Genomic DNA, 15672 nt, shown 5'->3' with positions numbered 1-15672 from the left:
GTCCCGGGCGGCGATGATCTCGTCGTCCGCGACCAGCGCGGAGCGCACCCGCGCGGCCCGCAGCACCCCGAACGGGATGTCCCCGACCCGGGTGGCGCCCAGCGCCGACGCGGCCACCGAGTCGACGACCGCGTCGACCGGCCGGCCGGCGGCCAGCGCGTGGTGCAGGCAGGCACAGTTGGCCGGCTCCACCGCCACCACGGTCCGGCCGCCCGAGGCCAGCGTCGTGCCGGCCGCCAACCCGCCGCCGCCCACCCCGATCACCAGGGCGTCCACGTCCGGCACCTGCTCGGCCACCTCGGCGGCGCAGGTGCCCGCACCGGCGACCACCAGCGGGTCGTCGTAGGCCGGCAGGCACAGCCCGCCGATCGCCGCCGCCTCGGCCAGCGCCGCCTCGCGCGCCTCGGCATAGATCGACCCGTGCCGCACCAGCCGCACCCCGGTCGCCGCGATCCGGCGTGCCTTGCCCTCCGGGGCGGTGACCGGCACGAACACGGTCGCCGGCCGCGACAGCAGCCGGGCCGCGGTGGCCACCGCGAGGCCGTGGTTGCCGCCGGACGCGGTCACCACGTGCTCCGGCCCGTCGCCGCCGAGCATCGCGTTGAGCGCGCCGCGCAGCTTGAACGACCCGGTGCGCTGCATGTACTCCAGCTTGAACACGACCGGCCGGCCGTCCACCTCGGCGCGCAGCACGGGGGTCCGGCGGACGTACGGCGCCACCCGGCGCGCGGCGTCGGCCACGTCGGTCGGGGTGAGCATGATCGTGGAACTGGTCATGGACCAGACTAACCCGATGTCGACCTTGCCCTGGCCCCCCGGCGCGGTCACCGGTATCGGCTCCATGCCGGGTACCGACCCGGCCGAGGCCGCCGCCGTCGTCGTGGGAGAACTGCCCGACCTGCCGCACCTTCCGGAACTGCCCGCGCGCGGGCTCGGCGCGGACATCATCGGCCGGACCGCCGCGCTGCTGGTGGATCTCGCCGTCGAGGTGATGCCCTCCGGATACCGGGTGACCGCCCGGCCCGGCGTGGATCACCGGCGCACCACCGACCTGATGCACCGGGACCTGGACACCTTCCAGGACGTCCTGGAGCGGGTCGCGACCGCGCCCGCGGCGGTGAAGGTGCAGCTGGCCGGACCGTGGACGCTGACCTCCGGTGTCGAGCTGCCCCGGGGCCACCGGGTGCTCACCGACCACGGCGCGCTTCGCGAGTTCACCGAGTCACTGGCCGAGGGCCTGACCCGGCACGTGGACGAGGTGAGCCGGCGCACGGGCCGCCCGGTGCTGGTGCAGCTCGACGAGCCGTCCCTGCCGGCCGTGCTCGCCGGTGCGCTGTCCACCCCGTCCGGCCTCGGCGCGGTGCCCGCGGTGGCCGGGTCCGACGCGCGCGAGACGCTGGCCACGGTGATCGACGCCGCGCGGGCCGCCACCGGCGCGCCGGTGATCGTGCACTGCTGCGCGCCCCGGCCGCCGGTCGCGCTGCTGCGGGCCGCCGGAGCCGACGCGATCGCGCTGGACGCCACCCTGCTCGACGGTGCGTCGGCCGTGCTGGCCGACGAGATCGGGGAGGCCTGGGACGCCGGCACGGTGTTCCTGCTCGGGGTGCTGCCCAGCACCGACCCGCCGCAGCCGCCGACGCTCGCCGAGGCCGCCGGCCCGGCGCTGCGCCTGGTGGACCGGCTCGGCTTCCCGCGCTCCCTGCTGGCCGAACGCGCGCTGCCCACCCCGGCGTGCGGCCTGGCCGGCGCCACCGCCGGCTGGGCGCGCCGGGCGCTGGCGCTGGCCCGGGACGTCGGCAAGGCGTTCGTGGAGCCGCCGGAGAGCTGGTGACCGTTCAGCTGGCGCCGCAGGTCGGGTCCTTGTCGCTGACCAGGCCGAAGCCGTTGACCTTGCCGTTGTCGAAGTAGATCAGGTAGCTGGCGCCCGGGTTGCCGGGGACCGCCGTTCGGTAGCCGTTGTTGAAGCTCTCGGCGAGCTCCGGGTAGGCGGCCCTCGTGCTGGCCTCGGTGGAGCCGATGCCGATGCCTTCCGGGGTGTGCGCCGGGACGTCCCTCGGCGCGCTGATGTCGACCACGCCGAACTGCGGGTTGATGGCGACCTTGCCGCCGGCGAGTGGGTCGGAGTAGCCCTTGAACGGGTAGGCGGTGCATTGGATGTAGGGCTGCGACTTGCCCAGCAGACCGGTCGCGAGGGCGTCCCGCGCGGACATTCCCAACTTGATCGGCCCGTAGCCGTCCGGACCCAGTGACGCGGTAACGGGGGCCGCCGGGCTACCGGCGGCGGGCGTGGCGCCCGAAGTCGCCGTGGCGCCCGGTGCAGCCGGCGAACCCGTGGCACAGCCGGCCAGCACGGCCACCCCGGCGACGCTCAGCCAGGCCGTGCCGGCCAGCCTCCAATGGCGACGGTTGCGCATGGTTCCCCCCTCAGCAGTGGTGCGACTGCACAGAGGACGCCCATGCCTCGACGAGGTTCCACCGGTCATTCGCCGGTCGCGCCGTCGATCCGTTCGCGGAGGAGATCGGCGTGGCCGTTGTGCCGGGCGTACTCCTCGATCATGTGGGTGAGGATCCAGCGCAGCGAGATCATCCGGCCGTCCCGGCCCGCGGCGGCGGTGTCCAGGGACGGGGTGGCGGCGACGATCTCGCGGGACCGCTCGCACTGGGCGTGCCAGGTGGCGAACGCCTCGTCGATGTCGGCGGTTTCCACGTGGTCGAAGTCGCCGTCCGGATCCTCATCGGAGTAGTAGATCCGGGGTGCGTCCGCGCCGGCCAGCGTGCGCTGGAACCAGCCGCGTTCCACGTCGGCCATGTGCCGGATCAGGCCAAGCAGGGACAGGTTCGACGGTGGCACGCCGCGCTCGCGCAGTCGGGCCTGGTCGACGCCGTCGCATTTCCAGGCCAGAGTGGCCCGTTGCCAGTCCAGGAAGCCGGTGAGAATGGCACGGTCGTCGCCTTGGTAGGGCGGTTCGGGTCGCTCGATGGTCATGGCGCAGTTTCTACCGGATGAGACCGACACCGTCGGGCAGTTCCACGCCGGAAAGGTGATCGAGAAGCACGGTGCGGAACGCCCGGGCGGCGGTGGTCGGCGGCACGTCGGTGCGGTGGGCGAGCGCGATGGTGCGGCGCAGCGCGGGCGCGGTGACCGCGGTGGCCCGCAGCCCGGTCCGGTCGGGCAGCACCATGCTGGGCACCACCGCGACCCCGAGACCGGCCTCGACGAACCGCAGCACGGCGTCCATCTCGCCGCCCGCCACGGCCAGTCGCGGTTCGAACCCGGCCCGGCGGCAGGCCTGCAGCGTGGTCTCGCGCAGGTCGTAGCCGTCCCGGAACATCACCATCTGGGTGTCCCGCAGCCCGCTGAGCCGGGACGGCCCCGGCGGACCCCCGGCCGCGCTCGCCACCATCAGCCGTTCCCGCAGGATCGGCGTCGCGGTCAGGGCGGCGTCCGCGCCCTGCGGCGGCACGATGATCAACGCCAGGTCGAGCTCGCCGCCGGTGAGCGCCCGGGTCAGGTCCCGCGAACCGCTTTCCTGCACGACAAGCTGGATTCCGGGGTACGTGTCGTGAAACCGGCGCAGCACGTCGGGCAGGATCCCGACGCACAGGCTGGGGGTGGCGCCGAGCCGCAGCCGCCCGGCACGCAACCCGACCAGCTCACCCACTTCGAGCCGGGCCGCGTCCACATCGGACAGGATGCGCTTGGCGATCGGCAGCAGGGCCTCGCCCGCCGCGGTGAGCCCGACGTGGCCGCGGGCGCGGCTGAACAGCGCGGCGCCGAGTTCGGTCTCCAGCGTCTGGATCTGTTTGGACAGCGACGGCTGCGCGACGTGGGCGCGCTGCGCGGCCCGGGTGAAGTTCCGGGTCTCGGCCACCGCCAGGAAGTACACGAGCTGCTGCAGCGTCATAGCCTGAGCCTATCGTCATGAGCCGATTCATATATTGGACGACTCGTCAACGCGCTCGTAGCGTGGGTTGGCATGCCGGTTCTGACCAGTACCACGGTGGGGCGCAAAGCGATCCTGGCCGGCACGGGCATCGTGCTGCTGGGCTACGTCACGCTGCACATGCTGGCCAACCTCAAGGCGTTCCTCGGACCGGACTCGCTGGACTCCTACGCCCGGTGGCTGCGCGAGGTGCTCGCCCCGGTGTTCGGCCAGGAGGGATTCCTCTGGCTGGTGCGCGGCGTGCTGCTGGTGTGCGTGGTGACCCACCTGGTGGTCGCCGTCCAACTGACCCGGCGCGCGCACGCCGCCCGGCCGGTCGGCTACCGGCACCGCACCCCGGTGCACGGCAGTTACGCCGCCCGCACGATGCGGTGGGGCGGCGTGATCATCGCGCTGTTCGTCGTCTACCACGTGCTCGACCTGACCGCGGGGGTGCTCAACCCGGCCGGTGTGCCGGGCGCGCCGTACCGCAACGTGACCGCGGACTTCCAGCACTGGTACGTGGTCGCCGCCTACACCGTCGCCGTGCTGGCGCTCGGTTTCCATCTGCGGCACGGGGTGTGGAGCGGGCTGCGCAGCCTCGGGTTCGCCGGGGTGAGCCGCCCGGTCGCGCTCGGCTACGCGGTGGTGATCACCGTGGGCTTCCTGTCCGTGCCCTACGCCGTCCTGTTCGGAGTGATCCAATGATCGAGTACAGCATCGGCGAGCCACTCGCCGACCAGCGGGCGCCGGCCGGGCCGATCGAGAACCGTTGGGAGCGCAGGAGGTTCACCGCCCGGCTGGTCAACCCGGCCAACCGGCGCCGGCTCACGGTCGCGGTGGTGGGCACCGGCCTGGCCGGCGCGTCGGCCGGCGCGAGCCTGGCGGAACTGGGCTACCGGGTGTCGTCGTTCTGCTATCAGGACAGCCCGCGCCGAGCGCACAGCATCGCCGCGCAGGGCGGGATCAACGCGGCCAAGAACTACCGCAACGACGGCGACAGCGTGCGGCGGCTGTTCCACGACACCATCAAGGGCGGGGACTTCCGGTCCCGAGAGTCCAATGTGTACCGGCTGGCCGAGCTGTCCGTGGCGATCATCGACCAGTGTGTGGCGCAGGGCGTGCCGTTCGCCCGCGAGTACGGCGGACTGCTCGACGCCCGGTCGTTCGGCGGCGCGCAGGTGTCCCGGACCTTCTACGCCCGTGGGCAGACCGGCCAGCAACTGCTGCTCGGCGCCTACCAGGCACTGGCCCGGCAGATCCATGCCGGCGCGGTGCGGATGCATCCGCGCACCGAGATGCTCGACCTGCTGGTGGCCGGCGGCCGGGCGCGCGGGGTCGTGGTGCGCGACCTGGTGACCGGGGAGATCAGTACACATCAGGCCGATGCCGTGGTGCTGGCCACCGGTGGGTACGGCAACCTCTACTACCTGTCCACGAATGCCAAGGGCTGCAACGCGACCGCGGTCTGGCGGGCGCACCGGCGGGGCGCGCTGTTCGCCAACCCGGGCTACACGCAGATCCACCCGACCTGCATTCCGGTCAGCGGCGAGCACCAGGCCAAGCTCACCCTGATGAGCGAGTCGCTGCGCAACGACGGGCGGATCTGGGTACCGGTGACGGCGGCGGATCCCCGGCCGCCGCAACAGATCCCGGAGCACGAGCGGGACTACTACCTGGAGCGCATGTATCCGGGGTTCGGCAACCTGGTGCCGCGCGACATCGCCTCGCGGGCGGCGAAGAACGTGTGCGACGCCGGCCGCGGTGTCGGGCCCGGCGGGCTGGGCGTGTACCTGGACTTCGCCGAGGCGATCGAGCGGCTCGGCCGGGCCGGCATCGAGGAGCGGTACGGCAACCTTTTCCAGATGTACCAACGGATCACCGGGGAGGATCCGTACCGGGCGCCGATGCGGATCTACCCGGCCGTGCATTACACGATGGGCGGGCTGTGGGTGGACTACGACCTGCGCAGCACGATCCCCGGCCTGTTCGTGATCGGCGAGGCCAACTTCTCCGACCACGGCGCGAACCGGCTCGGCGCGAGCGCGCTCATGCAGGGCCTGGCGGACGGGTACTTCGTGCTGCCGGCCACGATCGGGGACTACCTGGCCGACGCGCCGTTCGATCCGGTCGGCGCCGCCGAGGCGGACGCCGTCGAGCGGGACGTGCGGGACCGGATCCACCGGCTGCTCAGCGTGCACGGGGACCGCTCGGTCGACTCGTTCCACCGTGAGCTGGGCCGGCTGATGTGGGACCACTGCGGGATGGAGCGCTCCGAGTCGGGGCTGCGCAAGGCGCTGGCGGCGATTCCGCCGCTGCGCGAGGAGTTCTGGAGCCGGGTGCGGGTGCCGGGCGACGGCGAGGGGCTCAACCAGTCGCTGGAGAAGGCCGGGCGGGTGGCCGACTTCCTCGAACTGGCCGAGCTGATGTGCCTGGACGCGTTGCACCGCACCGAGTCCTGCGGCGCGCACTTCCGGGTGGAGAGCCAGACCGGCGACGGCGACGCGCTGCGCGACGACGCGAACTTCGGCTACGTGGCCGCGTGGGAGCACACCGGCGGCGACCCGGTGCTGCACCGCGAGGCGCTGGAGTTCACCGCGACCACCCCCAGCACCCGGAGCTATGCATGAGGTACACGCTGCGGATCTGGCGGCAGGCCGGGCCCGACGAGGCCGGTTCCCTTGTCCCGTACCAGGTCGACGGGATCACCCCGGACATGTCGTTCCTGGAGATGCTCGACGTGCTCAACGAACGGCTGGTGGCCGAGGGTTCGGAGCCGGTGGCCTTCGACCACGACTGCCGGGAGGGCATCTGCGGCGCCTGCGGCCTGATGATCAACGGCGTCGCGCACGGGCCGCAGCGCGCCACCACGGCCTGCCAACTGCACATGCGCCGGCTCGACCCGGCCCGGCCGATCACCATCGAGCCGTGGCGCGCCCGCCCGTTCCCGGTGCTCCGCGACCTGGTCGTGGACCGCTCCGCCCTGGACCGGATCATCGAGGCGGGCGGCTACATCAGCGCCCCCACCGGCAGCGCCCCCGAGGCCAACTCGCTGCCGGTCCCGAAGTCCGACGCCGACGCGGCCTTCACCGCCGCCGCCTGCATCGGCTGCGGCGCGTGTGTCGCGGCCTGCCCCAACGGCTCGGCCACGCTGTTCACCGCCGCCAAGGTCACCCACCTGGGCCTGCTCCCACAGGGTCAGGCCGAACGTCACACCCGCGCCGTGGCGATGCTCACCACCCAGGACGCACTCGGCTTCGGCGGCTGCACCCTCACCGGCGAATGCACCGCCGCCTGCCCCAAGGAGATCCCGCTCAGCACCATCACCCGCCTCAACCACGACATCCTCCGCTGACCCGAACGGGGAACTCGCCGGGCTGGAAGTGGGGACTCGCCGGGCTGGAAGTGGGGACTCGCCGGGTGGGGCAGGATGGGTGGGTGAGGTGGCGGCGGCGTGGGGGTAGCGAGCAGGGGCGGGGGCCTGAGCCGGAGGTGCTCGCGGAGCGGTTCTGGGGCGGGTGGCAGGAGATGCTGCCCGAGGTGGCCGCGGCGCTGGGGGACCGGGAGCCGGCCCGGGTGGAGAACCAGCTGTGTCACCTGGTCGCGGAGTTGCATCCGCGGTTGCACTTCGCGCTGGAGCGGGGGCAGCGGTCGATCTACGCGCTGGTGGTGAGCGGGCAGGAGGACCCGGAGCTGCGCCCGTTCACCGACGCCTGGAAGGCGGCGGCGCCGCCGAACGACCCCATCTGGGAGTACCACGACTCGGTGCCGCCGGTGCCCGACCCGACCATGGTCACCGTCAACCTCGGACCACACCGGATCGCGCTGGCCGACGTCCGCGTGGTGGCCCAGGTGGACGAGGCGGCCGGGGTGGTGGACGTGGCGGTGCACCATCCGGCGATGGGGGAGCTGGAACCGGCGGCGCGGAAGGCGATGACCTTCCTTCCGCTGGACGCCACCCTGGGCGAGCGGCTGGCGGCCGAGCGGCTGCGCCGGGTGGAGACCGCGGTGACCGCGCCGGCCGGCACGATCGACCTGCTGGAACTGCGTGACCTGGTGCGCAAACTGGCTAGTCTGCAGCCGTGACCAGTGTCGAAGGCGCGGAGGACGTGCCCGCCGAGGTGCGGGACCGGCACGCCGCGCTCGCCGAGGAGATCCACGCCCACCGGTTCCGCTACTTCGTGCTCGACGCCCCGACGATCTCCGACGCCGAGTTCGACAAGCTCTGGCACGAGCTGCTGCGCATCGAGCGGGACCACCCGGCCCTGGTCACCCCGGACTCGCCCAGCCAGCAGGTGGGCGGCACCTTCTCCACCGACTTCGCCACCCACGACCACCTCGAGCGGATGCTCAGCCTGGACAACACGTTCGACCCGGACGAGCTGGGCGCCTGGCTGGACCGGGTGGCCAAGGCCGTCGGCGCGGACACCCGGTACCTGTGCGAGCTGAAGATCGACGGGCTGGCGATCAACCTGCTGTACCAGCAGGGTCGTCTCATCCGCGCGCTGACCAGGGGCGACGGCCGCACCGGGGAGGACGTCACGCTCAACGTGCGCACCCTGCGCGACGTCCCCGAGCAGCTCACCGGCACCGCCGAGTACCCGGTGCCGGCCCTGGTCGAGGTGCGCGGCGAGGTGTTCTTCCGGGTCGAGGACTTCCTCGAGCTCAACGCGACGCTGGTGGAGGCCGGCAAGGAACCGTTCGCCAACCCGCGCAACACCGCGGCGGGATCGTTGCGGCAGAAGGATCCCAAGGTCACGGCCGGCCGCAGGCTGCGGATGATCTGCCACGGTCTCGGCAGGCGCGAGGGGTTCGAGCCCGCCGCGCAGTCCGAGGCCTACACCGCGCTCGCCGCGTGGGGTCTGCCGGTCTCGGGGCACACCAAGGTGTTCGACAACCGCGACGACGTGTACGCGCACATCCGGCACTGGGGCGAGCATCGCCATGACGTGGAGCACGAGATCGACGGCGTCGTGATCAAGGTCGACGATGTGGCGCTGCAACGCAGGCTGGGCACCACCTCCCGGGCCCCGCGCTGGGCGATCGCCTACAAGTACCCGCCCGAGGAGGCGACCACCACGCTGCTGGACATCAGGGTCAACGTCGGGCGTACCGGCCGGATCACGCCGTTCGCGTGGATGGAGCCGGTCAAGGTGGCCGGCTCGACGGTGACCAGGGCGACCCTGCACAACGCCAGCGAGGTCAAGCGCAAGGGCGTGCTGATCGGCGACACGGTAGTGATCCGCAAGGCCGGCGACGTGATCCCCGAGGTGCTCGGTCCGGTCGTCGACGCCCGCACCGGCGACGAGCGCGAGTTCGTCATGCCCACCAGGTGCCCGGTCTGTGACTCGGAGCTCGGCTACGAGCAGGAGGGCGACGCCGACCTGCGCTGCCCCAACGGCCGGTCCTGCCCGGCGCAGCTGCGCGAGCGGCTGTTCCACCTGGCCGGCCGGGGCGCCTTCGACATCGAGGTGCTCGGCTACGAGGGCGCCGACGCCCTGCTCAGGTCCGGCGTGATCACCAACGAGGCGGAGCTGTTCGGCCTCGGCGAGGACGACCTGCTGCGCGTGGACCTGTTCCGCACCAAGGCGGGCGACCTGTCCGCCAACGGCCGCAAACTGCTGGCCAACCTGGCCGTGGCCAAGGACCGTCCACTGTGGAAGGTTCTGGTGGCGCTGTCGATCCGGCACGTGGGGCCGACCGCGGCCCAGGCCCTGGCCCGCGAGTTCGGCTCGCTGGACGCGATCGCCTCGGCCGGCGAGCAGGAGCTCGCCGACACCGAGGGGGTCGGTCCGCGGATCGCCACGTCCATCCGGGAGTGGTTCGAGGTCGACTGGCACCGGGAGGTGGTGGCCGGGTGGCGGGCCGCCGGGGTCCGGATGGTCGACGAGCGGGACGAGTCGGTCCCGCGCCATCTCGAGGGCCTGTCGATCGTGGTCACCGGCAGCCTGGCCGGGTTCTCCCGGGACGAGGCCAAGGAGGCGATCATGGCCAGGGGTGGGAAGGCGGCCGGCTCGGTCTCCAAGAACACCGCGTTCCTGGTGGCCGGCGACGCGCCCGGGTCCAAGTACGACAAGGCCGTCCAGCTCAAGGTTCCGGTGCTGGACGAGGACGGGTTCCGGGTGCTGCTGGAGGCGGGTGCGGAGGCGGCCCGGACGCGGGCGACGGTGGGTGAGCCCGATGAGTGACGTCCTCGTCCGGCCGGCCCGGGCCGGTGAGCTGGACGCGACCGGCGCGCTGACGTTGCGGGCCTACCAGGCGGACGACTACTTCGCCACCGGCGTCCCATCCTCCTATGCGGACACCCTGGCCGACGCCCGGTCGCGGTACGACCACGCCGAGCTGCTCGTGGCCGTGGACGGCGACGAGCGGCTGCTCGGCACGGTCACCGTCGCCCGGCCGGGCACCCGGTACAGCGAGGTGAGCCGGGACGGTGAGCTTGAGTTCCGGATGCTGGCCGTCGATCCCGCCGCGCGCCGCCGGGGCGTGGGCGAGGCGCTGGTCCGGGCCGTGCTCGACCGGGCCCGCGAGCTGGACCTGGTGTCGGCGGTGCTGTGCTGCCAGGAGCGGATGCCGGCACTGCACCGGCTCTACGAGCGGCTGGGCTTCCGCCGGCTGCCCGAGCGGGACTGGAACCCTGTCCCGGCCGTGCGCCTGATCGTCTACGCGATCGACGTGTGACTCAATCTCCCAGGACGACGGCGATGATGCCGGCCAGGTGGGCGAGCCGGGCCACCTCGGCGGCGCGGAACATCGGGCCGCCGGGCCGGCCGACCAGCAGCACCCGGTCGGGCTTGCCCAACGGCGTCGCGGCCAGTTCGGTGCCGAGCTCCTGCCAGGTCTCCGGCACCCAGCTCTCCTCGCCGTCCAGCACGGTGGCCCGGGCCAGCGGCATCCAGGGCAGCTCCAGGGTCTGGATCTCCGGGGCGGCGGTGCTGGCCGCCAGCCGGTGTGCCCCGGTCGCGTCCGAGGCCACCACCAGGGCCCAGCCGGCCCGGATGATCCTCGGCACGCCCTCGGTGAAGATCGCCATGCCGTCGTCGGGCTGGGCCGCGACGTCCTCGACCAGCTCCAGCTCACGATGGGTGTCCAGAACCCCGGCGTAGGGCCGGACCGCGTCCACCTCGACCCCGGCCACCGACTCGGCGGCGGTGATCAGCACATCCGGCAGCCGGCCCTTGGGCAGCTCCACCACCAGGTCGTCGATCGCCACCCCGGCCCCGCGTTCGACCACGTCCACGCTGAGGATGTCGGCCCCGACCTCACCCAGCGCGGTCGCCACCGCCCCGAGGGTGCCCGGAGTGTCCGGGAGTTGGACCCGGATCAGGAAGGACAAGGCGAACGCCTCCTGTGCTGCGTAGTTCGGGTGCGCGACACCCCGCCGTCCGCGCCTGGCCGGCCGACGATTGTCGCACGTCCGCCCCACCGGACTGGCTCCGGTCTACACCCCAGCATCCGACGGGAACAACCCGTTCGGGTCGCGCCTGGTGCTCGAAATAGACTCGGCACGTGCCCACCATCTCGCGCGACGAGGTCGCGCATCTCGCCCGGCTGGCCAGGTTGGCTGTCACCGACGCCGAGCTGGACACCTTCGCCGGCCAACTGGACGTCATCCTCGAGTCGGTGGCCAGTGTGAGCGAAGTCGCAGCGGACGACATCCCGCCCACCTCGCACTCGGTGCCGCTGGTCAACGTCTTCCGGGACGACGAGGTCCGTCCCGGGCTCGCCCAGCAGCAGCCTCTGGCCGGCGCGCCGGCCGCCGAGGATGGCCGCTTCCGCGTGCCACGGATCCTGGGAGAAGAGGCATGAGCGCGGAATTGATCAGGCTGACCGCGGCCGAGCTGGCCGCGAAGATCCAGGCCCGGGAGGTCTCCGCGGTCGAGGTCACCCAGGCCCACCTGGACCGGATCGCCGCGGTGGACGACCGCGTGAACGCCTTCCTGCACGTGGACGCCGAGGGTGCGCTGGCCGCCGCCCGCGCGGTGGACGAGCAGGACCAGCCGGCCTCGCCGCTGGCCGGGGTTCCGCTGGCGCTCAAGGACGTGCTCACCATGCGCGGCGCGCCGACCACGTGCGGCTCCAAGATCCTCGAGGGTTGGCAACCGCCGTACGACGCCACGGTCACCGCCCGGCTGCGCCGGGCCGGCATCGTGATCCTCGGCAAGACCAACATGGACGAGTTCGCCATGGGCTCGTCCACCGAGAACTCCGCCTACGGCCCGACCCGCAACCCGTGGGACCTGTCCCGGATCCCGGGCGGCTCCGGTGGCGGGTCGTCGGCCTCGCTGGCGGCGTTCGAGGCGCCGCTGGCGATCGGGACCGACACCGGCGGGTCGATCCGCCAACCGGCCTCGGTCACCGGGACGGTCGGGGTGAAGCCCACCTACGGCGGCGTCTCCCGCTACGGCCTGGTGGCCTTCTCCTCGTCGCTGGACCAGGCCGGGCCGTGTGCGCGCACCGTGCTGGACGCGGCGCTGCTGCACGAGGTGATCGCCGGGCACGACCCGATGGACGCCACCTCGATCGACGCCCCGGTGCCGCCGGTGGTGGCGGCCGCGCGCGAGGGTGCGGCCGGCGACCTGCGCGGCGTCACGGTCGGTGTGGTGCGCGAGTTCTCCGGCGAGTGGTACCAGCCCGGGGTGCTCGCGGCGTTCCACAAGGCGGTCGAGGAGTTGCAGCGGCTGGGCGCCGAGGTGGTCGAGGTGTCCTGCCCGCACTTCGACTACGGCCTGTCCGCCTACTACCTGATCGCGCCCAGCGAGGCCTCGTCCAACCTGGCCCGGTTCGACGGGATGCGTTACGGCCTGCGCGCTGGGGACGACGGAAGCGCCAGCGCGGAGCAGGTCATGTCGCTGACCCGGGAGGCCGGCTTCGGCGCCGAGGTCAAGCGCCGCATCATGATCGGCACCTACGCGCTGTCCTCCGGTTACTACGACGCCTACTACGGCCAGGCGCAGAAGGTGCGCACGCTGATCACGCGCGACTTCGCCGCCGCGTTCGAGAAGGCCGACGTGCTGGTCTCGCCGACCACGCCGACCACGGCGTTCCGGATCGGCGAGCGGGTGGACGACCCGATGGCCATGTACCGGGCGGACCTGTGCACGATCCCGGCCAACCTGGCCGGAAACTGCGCGATCAGTGTCCCGTGTGGACTGTCCGATGACGACGGCCTGCCGGTCGGGTTCCAGATCATGGCCCCGGCCCTGCAGGAACAGCGGATGTACCGGGTGGCCGCCGCCTACGAGGTGGCCCGAAACGACTCGCACGGCGGCCCGTTGATCAACCGGGTGCCCGAACTGGAGATGGTGAGCTGATGGCCTCGGGGAAGAAGCTGAAGGGCGCGCTCGGTCTTGCGGGATCGACGGCCGGCGCGGTGAGCGCGGTGGGCAGTCTGCGCCGGGCGCGCACCGACAAGGACAAGCTGCTGCTGGTCAACGCGGTCCTCAGCATCGCGGTCGCGCTGACCGGCGCGCTGCTGGCCGTTCGCGCGGTGCGAGAGGACAAGAAGAAGTGAGCCCGTCAGCCAAGGACCAGAGCGACCGGGCACCGCATTGCCGAGGCTGCGGATGGCCGGCATGAACACAGACCTGATGGACTACGACGAGGTCGTGTCCCGGTTCGATCCGGTGCTCGGGCTCGAGGTGCACGTCGAGTTGTCCACCCGCACCAAGATGTTCTGCGGCTGCCCGACCGAGTTCGGGGCCGAGCCGAACACCCAGGTGTGCCCGGTGTGCCTGGGGCTGCCCGGGTCGCTGCCGGTGGTCAACCGGCTCGCGGTGGAGTCGGCGATCCGCATCGGCCTGGCGCTCAACTGCGAGATCGTCGAGTGGTGCCGGTTCGCCCGGAAGAACTACTTCTACCCGGACATGCCCAAGAACTTCCAGATCTCCCAGTACGACGAGCCGATCGCGGTGAACGGCTGGCTGGACCTGGAACTGGCCGACGGCGAGGTCGTCCGGATCGGCATCGAGCGCGCGCACATGGAGGAGGACACCGGCAAGTCGCTGCACGTCGGTGGGCACACCGGTCGCATCCACGGCGCGGACTACTCGCTGCTGGACTACAACCGGTCCGGCATCCCGCTGATCGAGATCGTGACCAAGCCGGTGTCCGGCACCGGGGCGCGGGCGCCCGAGGTGGCCCGGGCCTACGTGACCGCCCTGCGCGACCTGCTCCGCGGCCTGGACGTCTCGGACGTGCGGATGGACCAGGGTTCGCTGCGCTGCGACGCGAACGTGTCGCTGATGCCCAAGGGCGCGGCCGAGTTCGGCACCCGCACCGAGACCAAGAACATCAACTCGCTGCGCAGCGTGGAGCGCGCGGTGCGCTACGAGATGACCCGGCAGGCCGCGGTGCTGGCCGGCGGCGGCACGGTCTACCAGGAGACCCGGCACTTCGACGAGGCCGACGGGTCCACCTCGGCGGGCCGGCGCAAGGAGACCTCGGAGGACTACCGGTACTTCCCCGAGCCCGACCTGGTCCCGGTGGCGCCGGACCGCGAGTGGGTGGAGCGGCTGCGGAGCAGCCTGCCCGCGCCGCCGTGGGAGCGGCGCAAGCGCATCCAGTCCGACTGGGGGCTGTCCGACCCGGAGCTGCGTGACCTGGTCAACGCGGGTGCGGTCGACCTGGTCGCGGCCACCGTGGACGCCGGCGCCGCGCCGGCCGAGGCCCGCTCCTGGTGGGTGTCCTACCTGGCCCAGCAGGCGAACAACCGCGGGGTGGAACTGGCCGAACTGCCGATCACCCCGGCCCAGGTGGCCGCCGTGATCGCCATGGTCGGCGCCGGCACCCTGACCACGGCGCTGGCCCGCAACGTGGTGGACGGCGTGCTGGCCGGCGAGGGCGAGCCCGCGGACGTGGTGGCCAAGCGCGACCTCGCCGTGGTGTCCGACGACTCCGCCCTGTACGCGGCGGTCGACCAGGCCCTGTCCGCGCAGCCCGACGTCGCGGAGAAGATCCGGGGCGGCAAGGTCGCGGCGGCCGGCGCCATCGTCGGCGCGGTGATGAAGGCGACCAAGGGCCAGGCCGACGCCAAGCGGGTCCGCGAACTGATCCTGGAACGTTGTAGTTAGCCGGGAAAGCCCGCGCCCGACCAACAGCTACCTCAGGGGAACGTGACGGAGAGGCGGGCGGCTAGTCACTGCTGCCGCCCTGGCCCACCATCGGGACGATGATGACCGCGCGGTCGTCGCTGGAGACCGGGGTGCCGCCGTCCTTGTTCATCGTGCCGCTGACCGCGAGGTGCTCGTTGACCAGGTCGATCGCGGCCAGCTTGCCGAACCCGTCCTGGTTCTGCATCGAGATGTTGGGCTTGCCGCGGAACGTGCCGTCCGGGGCGAGCGGCAGGACCTGCAGGTTGGCCGCGGCCGAGGCGGTCAGCCAGAGCGACTCGGGGGTGGAGGCGCAGCCGCTGATGCCGGGCCGGTCCGGCCAGGTCCAGGCCGGTTCGCCGAGCGGCTTGCCGTACTGGACGCGGTAGAGCAGGTCGCGCCGGGCGTCCCGGTCGGTGACCCAGATCCGGGAGCCGTCCAGCGCGGCACACACCCCGCCGGGCGTGTGCAGGCCACTGATCACGATCGCGGAGTCGTTGACCGGGTTGTCCTCGGCCGGCTTGCCGGCGGCGTCGAGCCGCAGCAGCTTGCCGGCCAGCGAGTTCGGGTCCTGGGCGGCCGCCGGGTTGCCGGCGTCGCCGGTGGCCAGCAGCAGCGCGCCGCGATGGTCGAGGGCCAGCGCCCCCCGGTTGCCGGTC

17 protein-coding genes are annotated in these 15672 nt (G+C 72.5%); 11 read left to right on the top strand and 6 right to left on the bottom strand.

Annotated elements, in window-relative coordinates:
• A partial coding sequence (locus tag VFO68_RS18425) for a pyridoxal-phosphate dependent enzyme (RefSeq protein WP_325159549.1) occupies nt 1-777 on the bottom strand: 777 nt, incomplete at its 3' end.
• A gap of 16 nt (nt 778-793) precedes the next feature.
• Here VFO68_RS18425 and VFO68_RS18420 point away from each other — a divergent pair.
• On the top strand, nt 794-1831 hold the full coding sequence (locus VFO68_RS18420; protein ID WP_325159548.1) for a methionine synthase: 1038 nt from the start codon (nt 794-796) through the stop codon (nt 1829-1831).
• A 4-nt stretch (nt 1832-1835) separates the two neighbouring features.
• Here VFO68_RS18420 and VFO68_RS18415 read toward each other — a convergent pair whose 3' ends face one another.
• From VFO68_RS18415 to VFO68_RS18405, 3 genes are all read right to left on the bottom strand, one after another.
• Nucleotides 1836-2414, bottom strand: a complete 579-nt coding sequence (locus VFO68_RS18415; RefSeq protein ID WP_325159547.1) for a hypothetical protein — start codon at nt 2412-2414, stop codon at nt 1836-1838.
• Between the two features lie 65 nt (nt 2415-2479).
• Nucleotides 2480-2986: a DinB family protein gene (locus VFO68_RS18410; RefSeq protein ID WP_325159546.1), complete on the bottom strand. Its 507-nt coding sequence runs from the start codon at nt 2984-2986 to the stop codon at nt 2480-2482.
• Between the two features lie 10 nt (nt 2987-2996).
• Nucleotides 2997-3905, bottom strand: coding sequence for a LysR family transcriptional regulator (locus VFO68_RS18405; protein WP_325159545.1), 909 nt, complete (start codon nt 3903-3905; stop codon nt 2997-2999).
• A 72-nt stretch (nt 3906-3977) separates the two neighbouring features.
• Between VFO68_RS18405 and VFO68_RS18400 the strand changes: the two genes are divergently transcribed.
• The 6 genes from VFO68_RS18400 (at nt 3978) to VFO68_RS18375 (ending at nt 10604) form a co-directional block, all read left to right on the top strand.
• Nucleotides 3978-4631, top strand: a complete 654-nt coding sequence (locus VFO68_RS18400; RefSeq protein WP_325159544.1) for a succinate dehydrogenase cytochrome b subunit — start codon at nt 3978-3980, stop codon at nt 4629-4631.
• Nucleotides 4628-6553 (top strand): fumarate reductase/succinate dehydrogenase flavoprotein subunit, encoded by a 1926-nt coding sequence (locus tag VFO68_RS18395; protein WP_325159543.1) that lies wholly within the window; start codon nt 4628-4630, stop codon nt 6551-6553. The genes VFO68_RS18400 and VFO68_RS18395 overlap by 4 nt, the downstream gene beginning before the upstream one ends.
• On the top strand, nt 6550-7278 hold the full coding sequence (locus VFO68_RS18390) for a succinate dehydrogenase/fumarate reductase iron-sulfur subunit (RefSeq protein ID WP_325159542.1): 729 nt from the start codon (nt 6550-6552) through the stop codon (nt 7276-7278). Before VFO68_RS18395 ends, VFO68_RS18390 begins: the two co-directional genes overlap by 4 nt.
• A 173-nt stretch (nt 7279-7451) precedes the next feature.
• Nucleotides 7452-8009: a hypothetical protein gene (locus VFO68_RS18385; RefSeq protein ID WP_325159550.1), complete on the top strand. Its 558-nt coding sequence runs from the start codon at nt 7452-7454 to the stop codon at nt 8007-8009.
• Nucleotides 8006-10111, top strand: a complete 2106-nt coding sequence (gene ligA / locus VFO68_RS18380) for an NAD-dependent DNA ligase LigA (RefSeq protein ID WP_325159541.1) — start codon at nt 8006-8008, stop codon at nt 10109-10111. The genes VFO68_RS18385 and ligA overlap by 4 nt, the downstream gene beginning before the upstream one ends.
• The gene (locus tag VFO68_RS18375; RefSeq protein WP_325159540.1) at nt 10104-10604 is read left to right on the top strand and encodes a GNAT family N-acetyltransferase; all 501 of its coding nucleotides are present in this window, start codon (nt 10104-10106) and stop codon (nt 10602-10604) included. The genes ligA and VFO68_RS18375 overlap by 8 nt, the downstream gene beginning before the upstream one ends.
• Nucleotide 10605: 1 nt before the next feature.
• On the opposite strand, the gene VFO68_RS18370 is transcribed toward VFO68_RS18375, so the two are convergent.
• Complete coding sequence (locus VFO68_RS18370; protein ID WP_325159539.1) at nt 10606-11259, bottom strand: ACT domain-containing protein; 654 nt, start codon at nt 11257-11259, stop codon at nt 10606-10608.
• A 173-nt stretch (nt 11260-11432) separates the two neighbouring features.
• On the opposite strand from VFO68_RS18370, the gene gatC reads away from it, so the two are divergent.
• The 4 genes from gatC (at nt 11433) to gatB (ending at nt 14995) form a co-directional block, all read left to right on the top strand.
• Nucleotides 11433-11732 carry an Asp-tRNA(Asn)/Glu-tRNA(Gln) amidotransferase subunit GatC gene (gene gatC / locus VFO68_RS18365; RefSeq protein ID WP_325159538.1) on the top strand — a complete coding sequence of 100 codons (300 nt, stop codon included), beginning with the start codon at nt 11433-11435 and terminating at the stop codon, nt 11730-11732.
• The gene (gatA, locus tag VFO68_RS18360; RefSeq protein WP_325159537.1) at nt 11729-13237 is read left to right on the top strand and encodes an Asp-tRNA(Asn)/Glu-tRNA(Gln) amidotransferase subunit GatA; all 1509 of its coding nucleotides are present in this window, start codon (nt 11729-11731) and stop codon (nt 13235-13237) included. Before gatC ends, gatA begins: the two co-directional genes overlap by 4 nt.
• Complete coding sequence (locus tag VFO68_RS18355; protein WP_325159536.1) at nt 13237-13437, top strand: hypothetical protein; 201 nt, start codon at nt 13237-13239, stop codon at nt 13435-13437. Before gatA ends, VFO68_RS18355 begins: the two co-directional genes overlap by 1 nt.
• A gap of 61 nt (nt 13438-13498) precedes the next feature.
• On the top strand, nt 13499-14995 hold the full coding sequence (gene gatB / locus VFO68_RS18350) for an Asp-tRNA(Asn)/Glu-tRNA(Gln) amidotransferase subunit GatB (RefSeq protein WP_325159535.1): 1497 nt from the start codon (nt 13499-13501) through the stop codon (nt 14993-14995).
• 61 nt (nt 14996-15056) lie between these two features.
• Here the strand turns inward: gatB and VFO68_RS18345 are convergent.
• On the bottom strand, nt 15057-15672 hold a 616-nt coding region (locus tag VFO68_RS18345; protein WP_325159534.1), incomplete at its 5' end, for a PQQ-dependent sugar dehydrogenase.

It is taken from the genome of Actinophytocola sp., from assembly GCF_035712165.1.
In the GTDB taxonomy this organism is placed as follows: domain Bacteria; phylum Actinomycetota; class Actinomycetes; order Mycobacteriales; family Pseudonocardiaceae; genus DASYTH01.
This window is presented reverse-complemented; position numbering and strand designations above follow the sequence as displayed.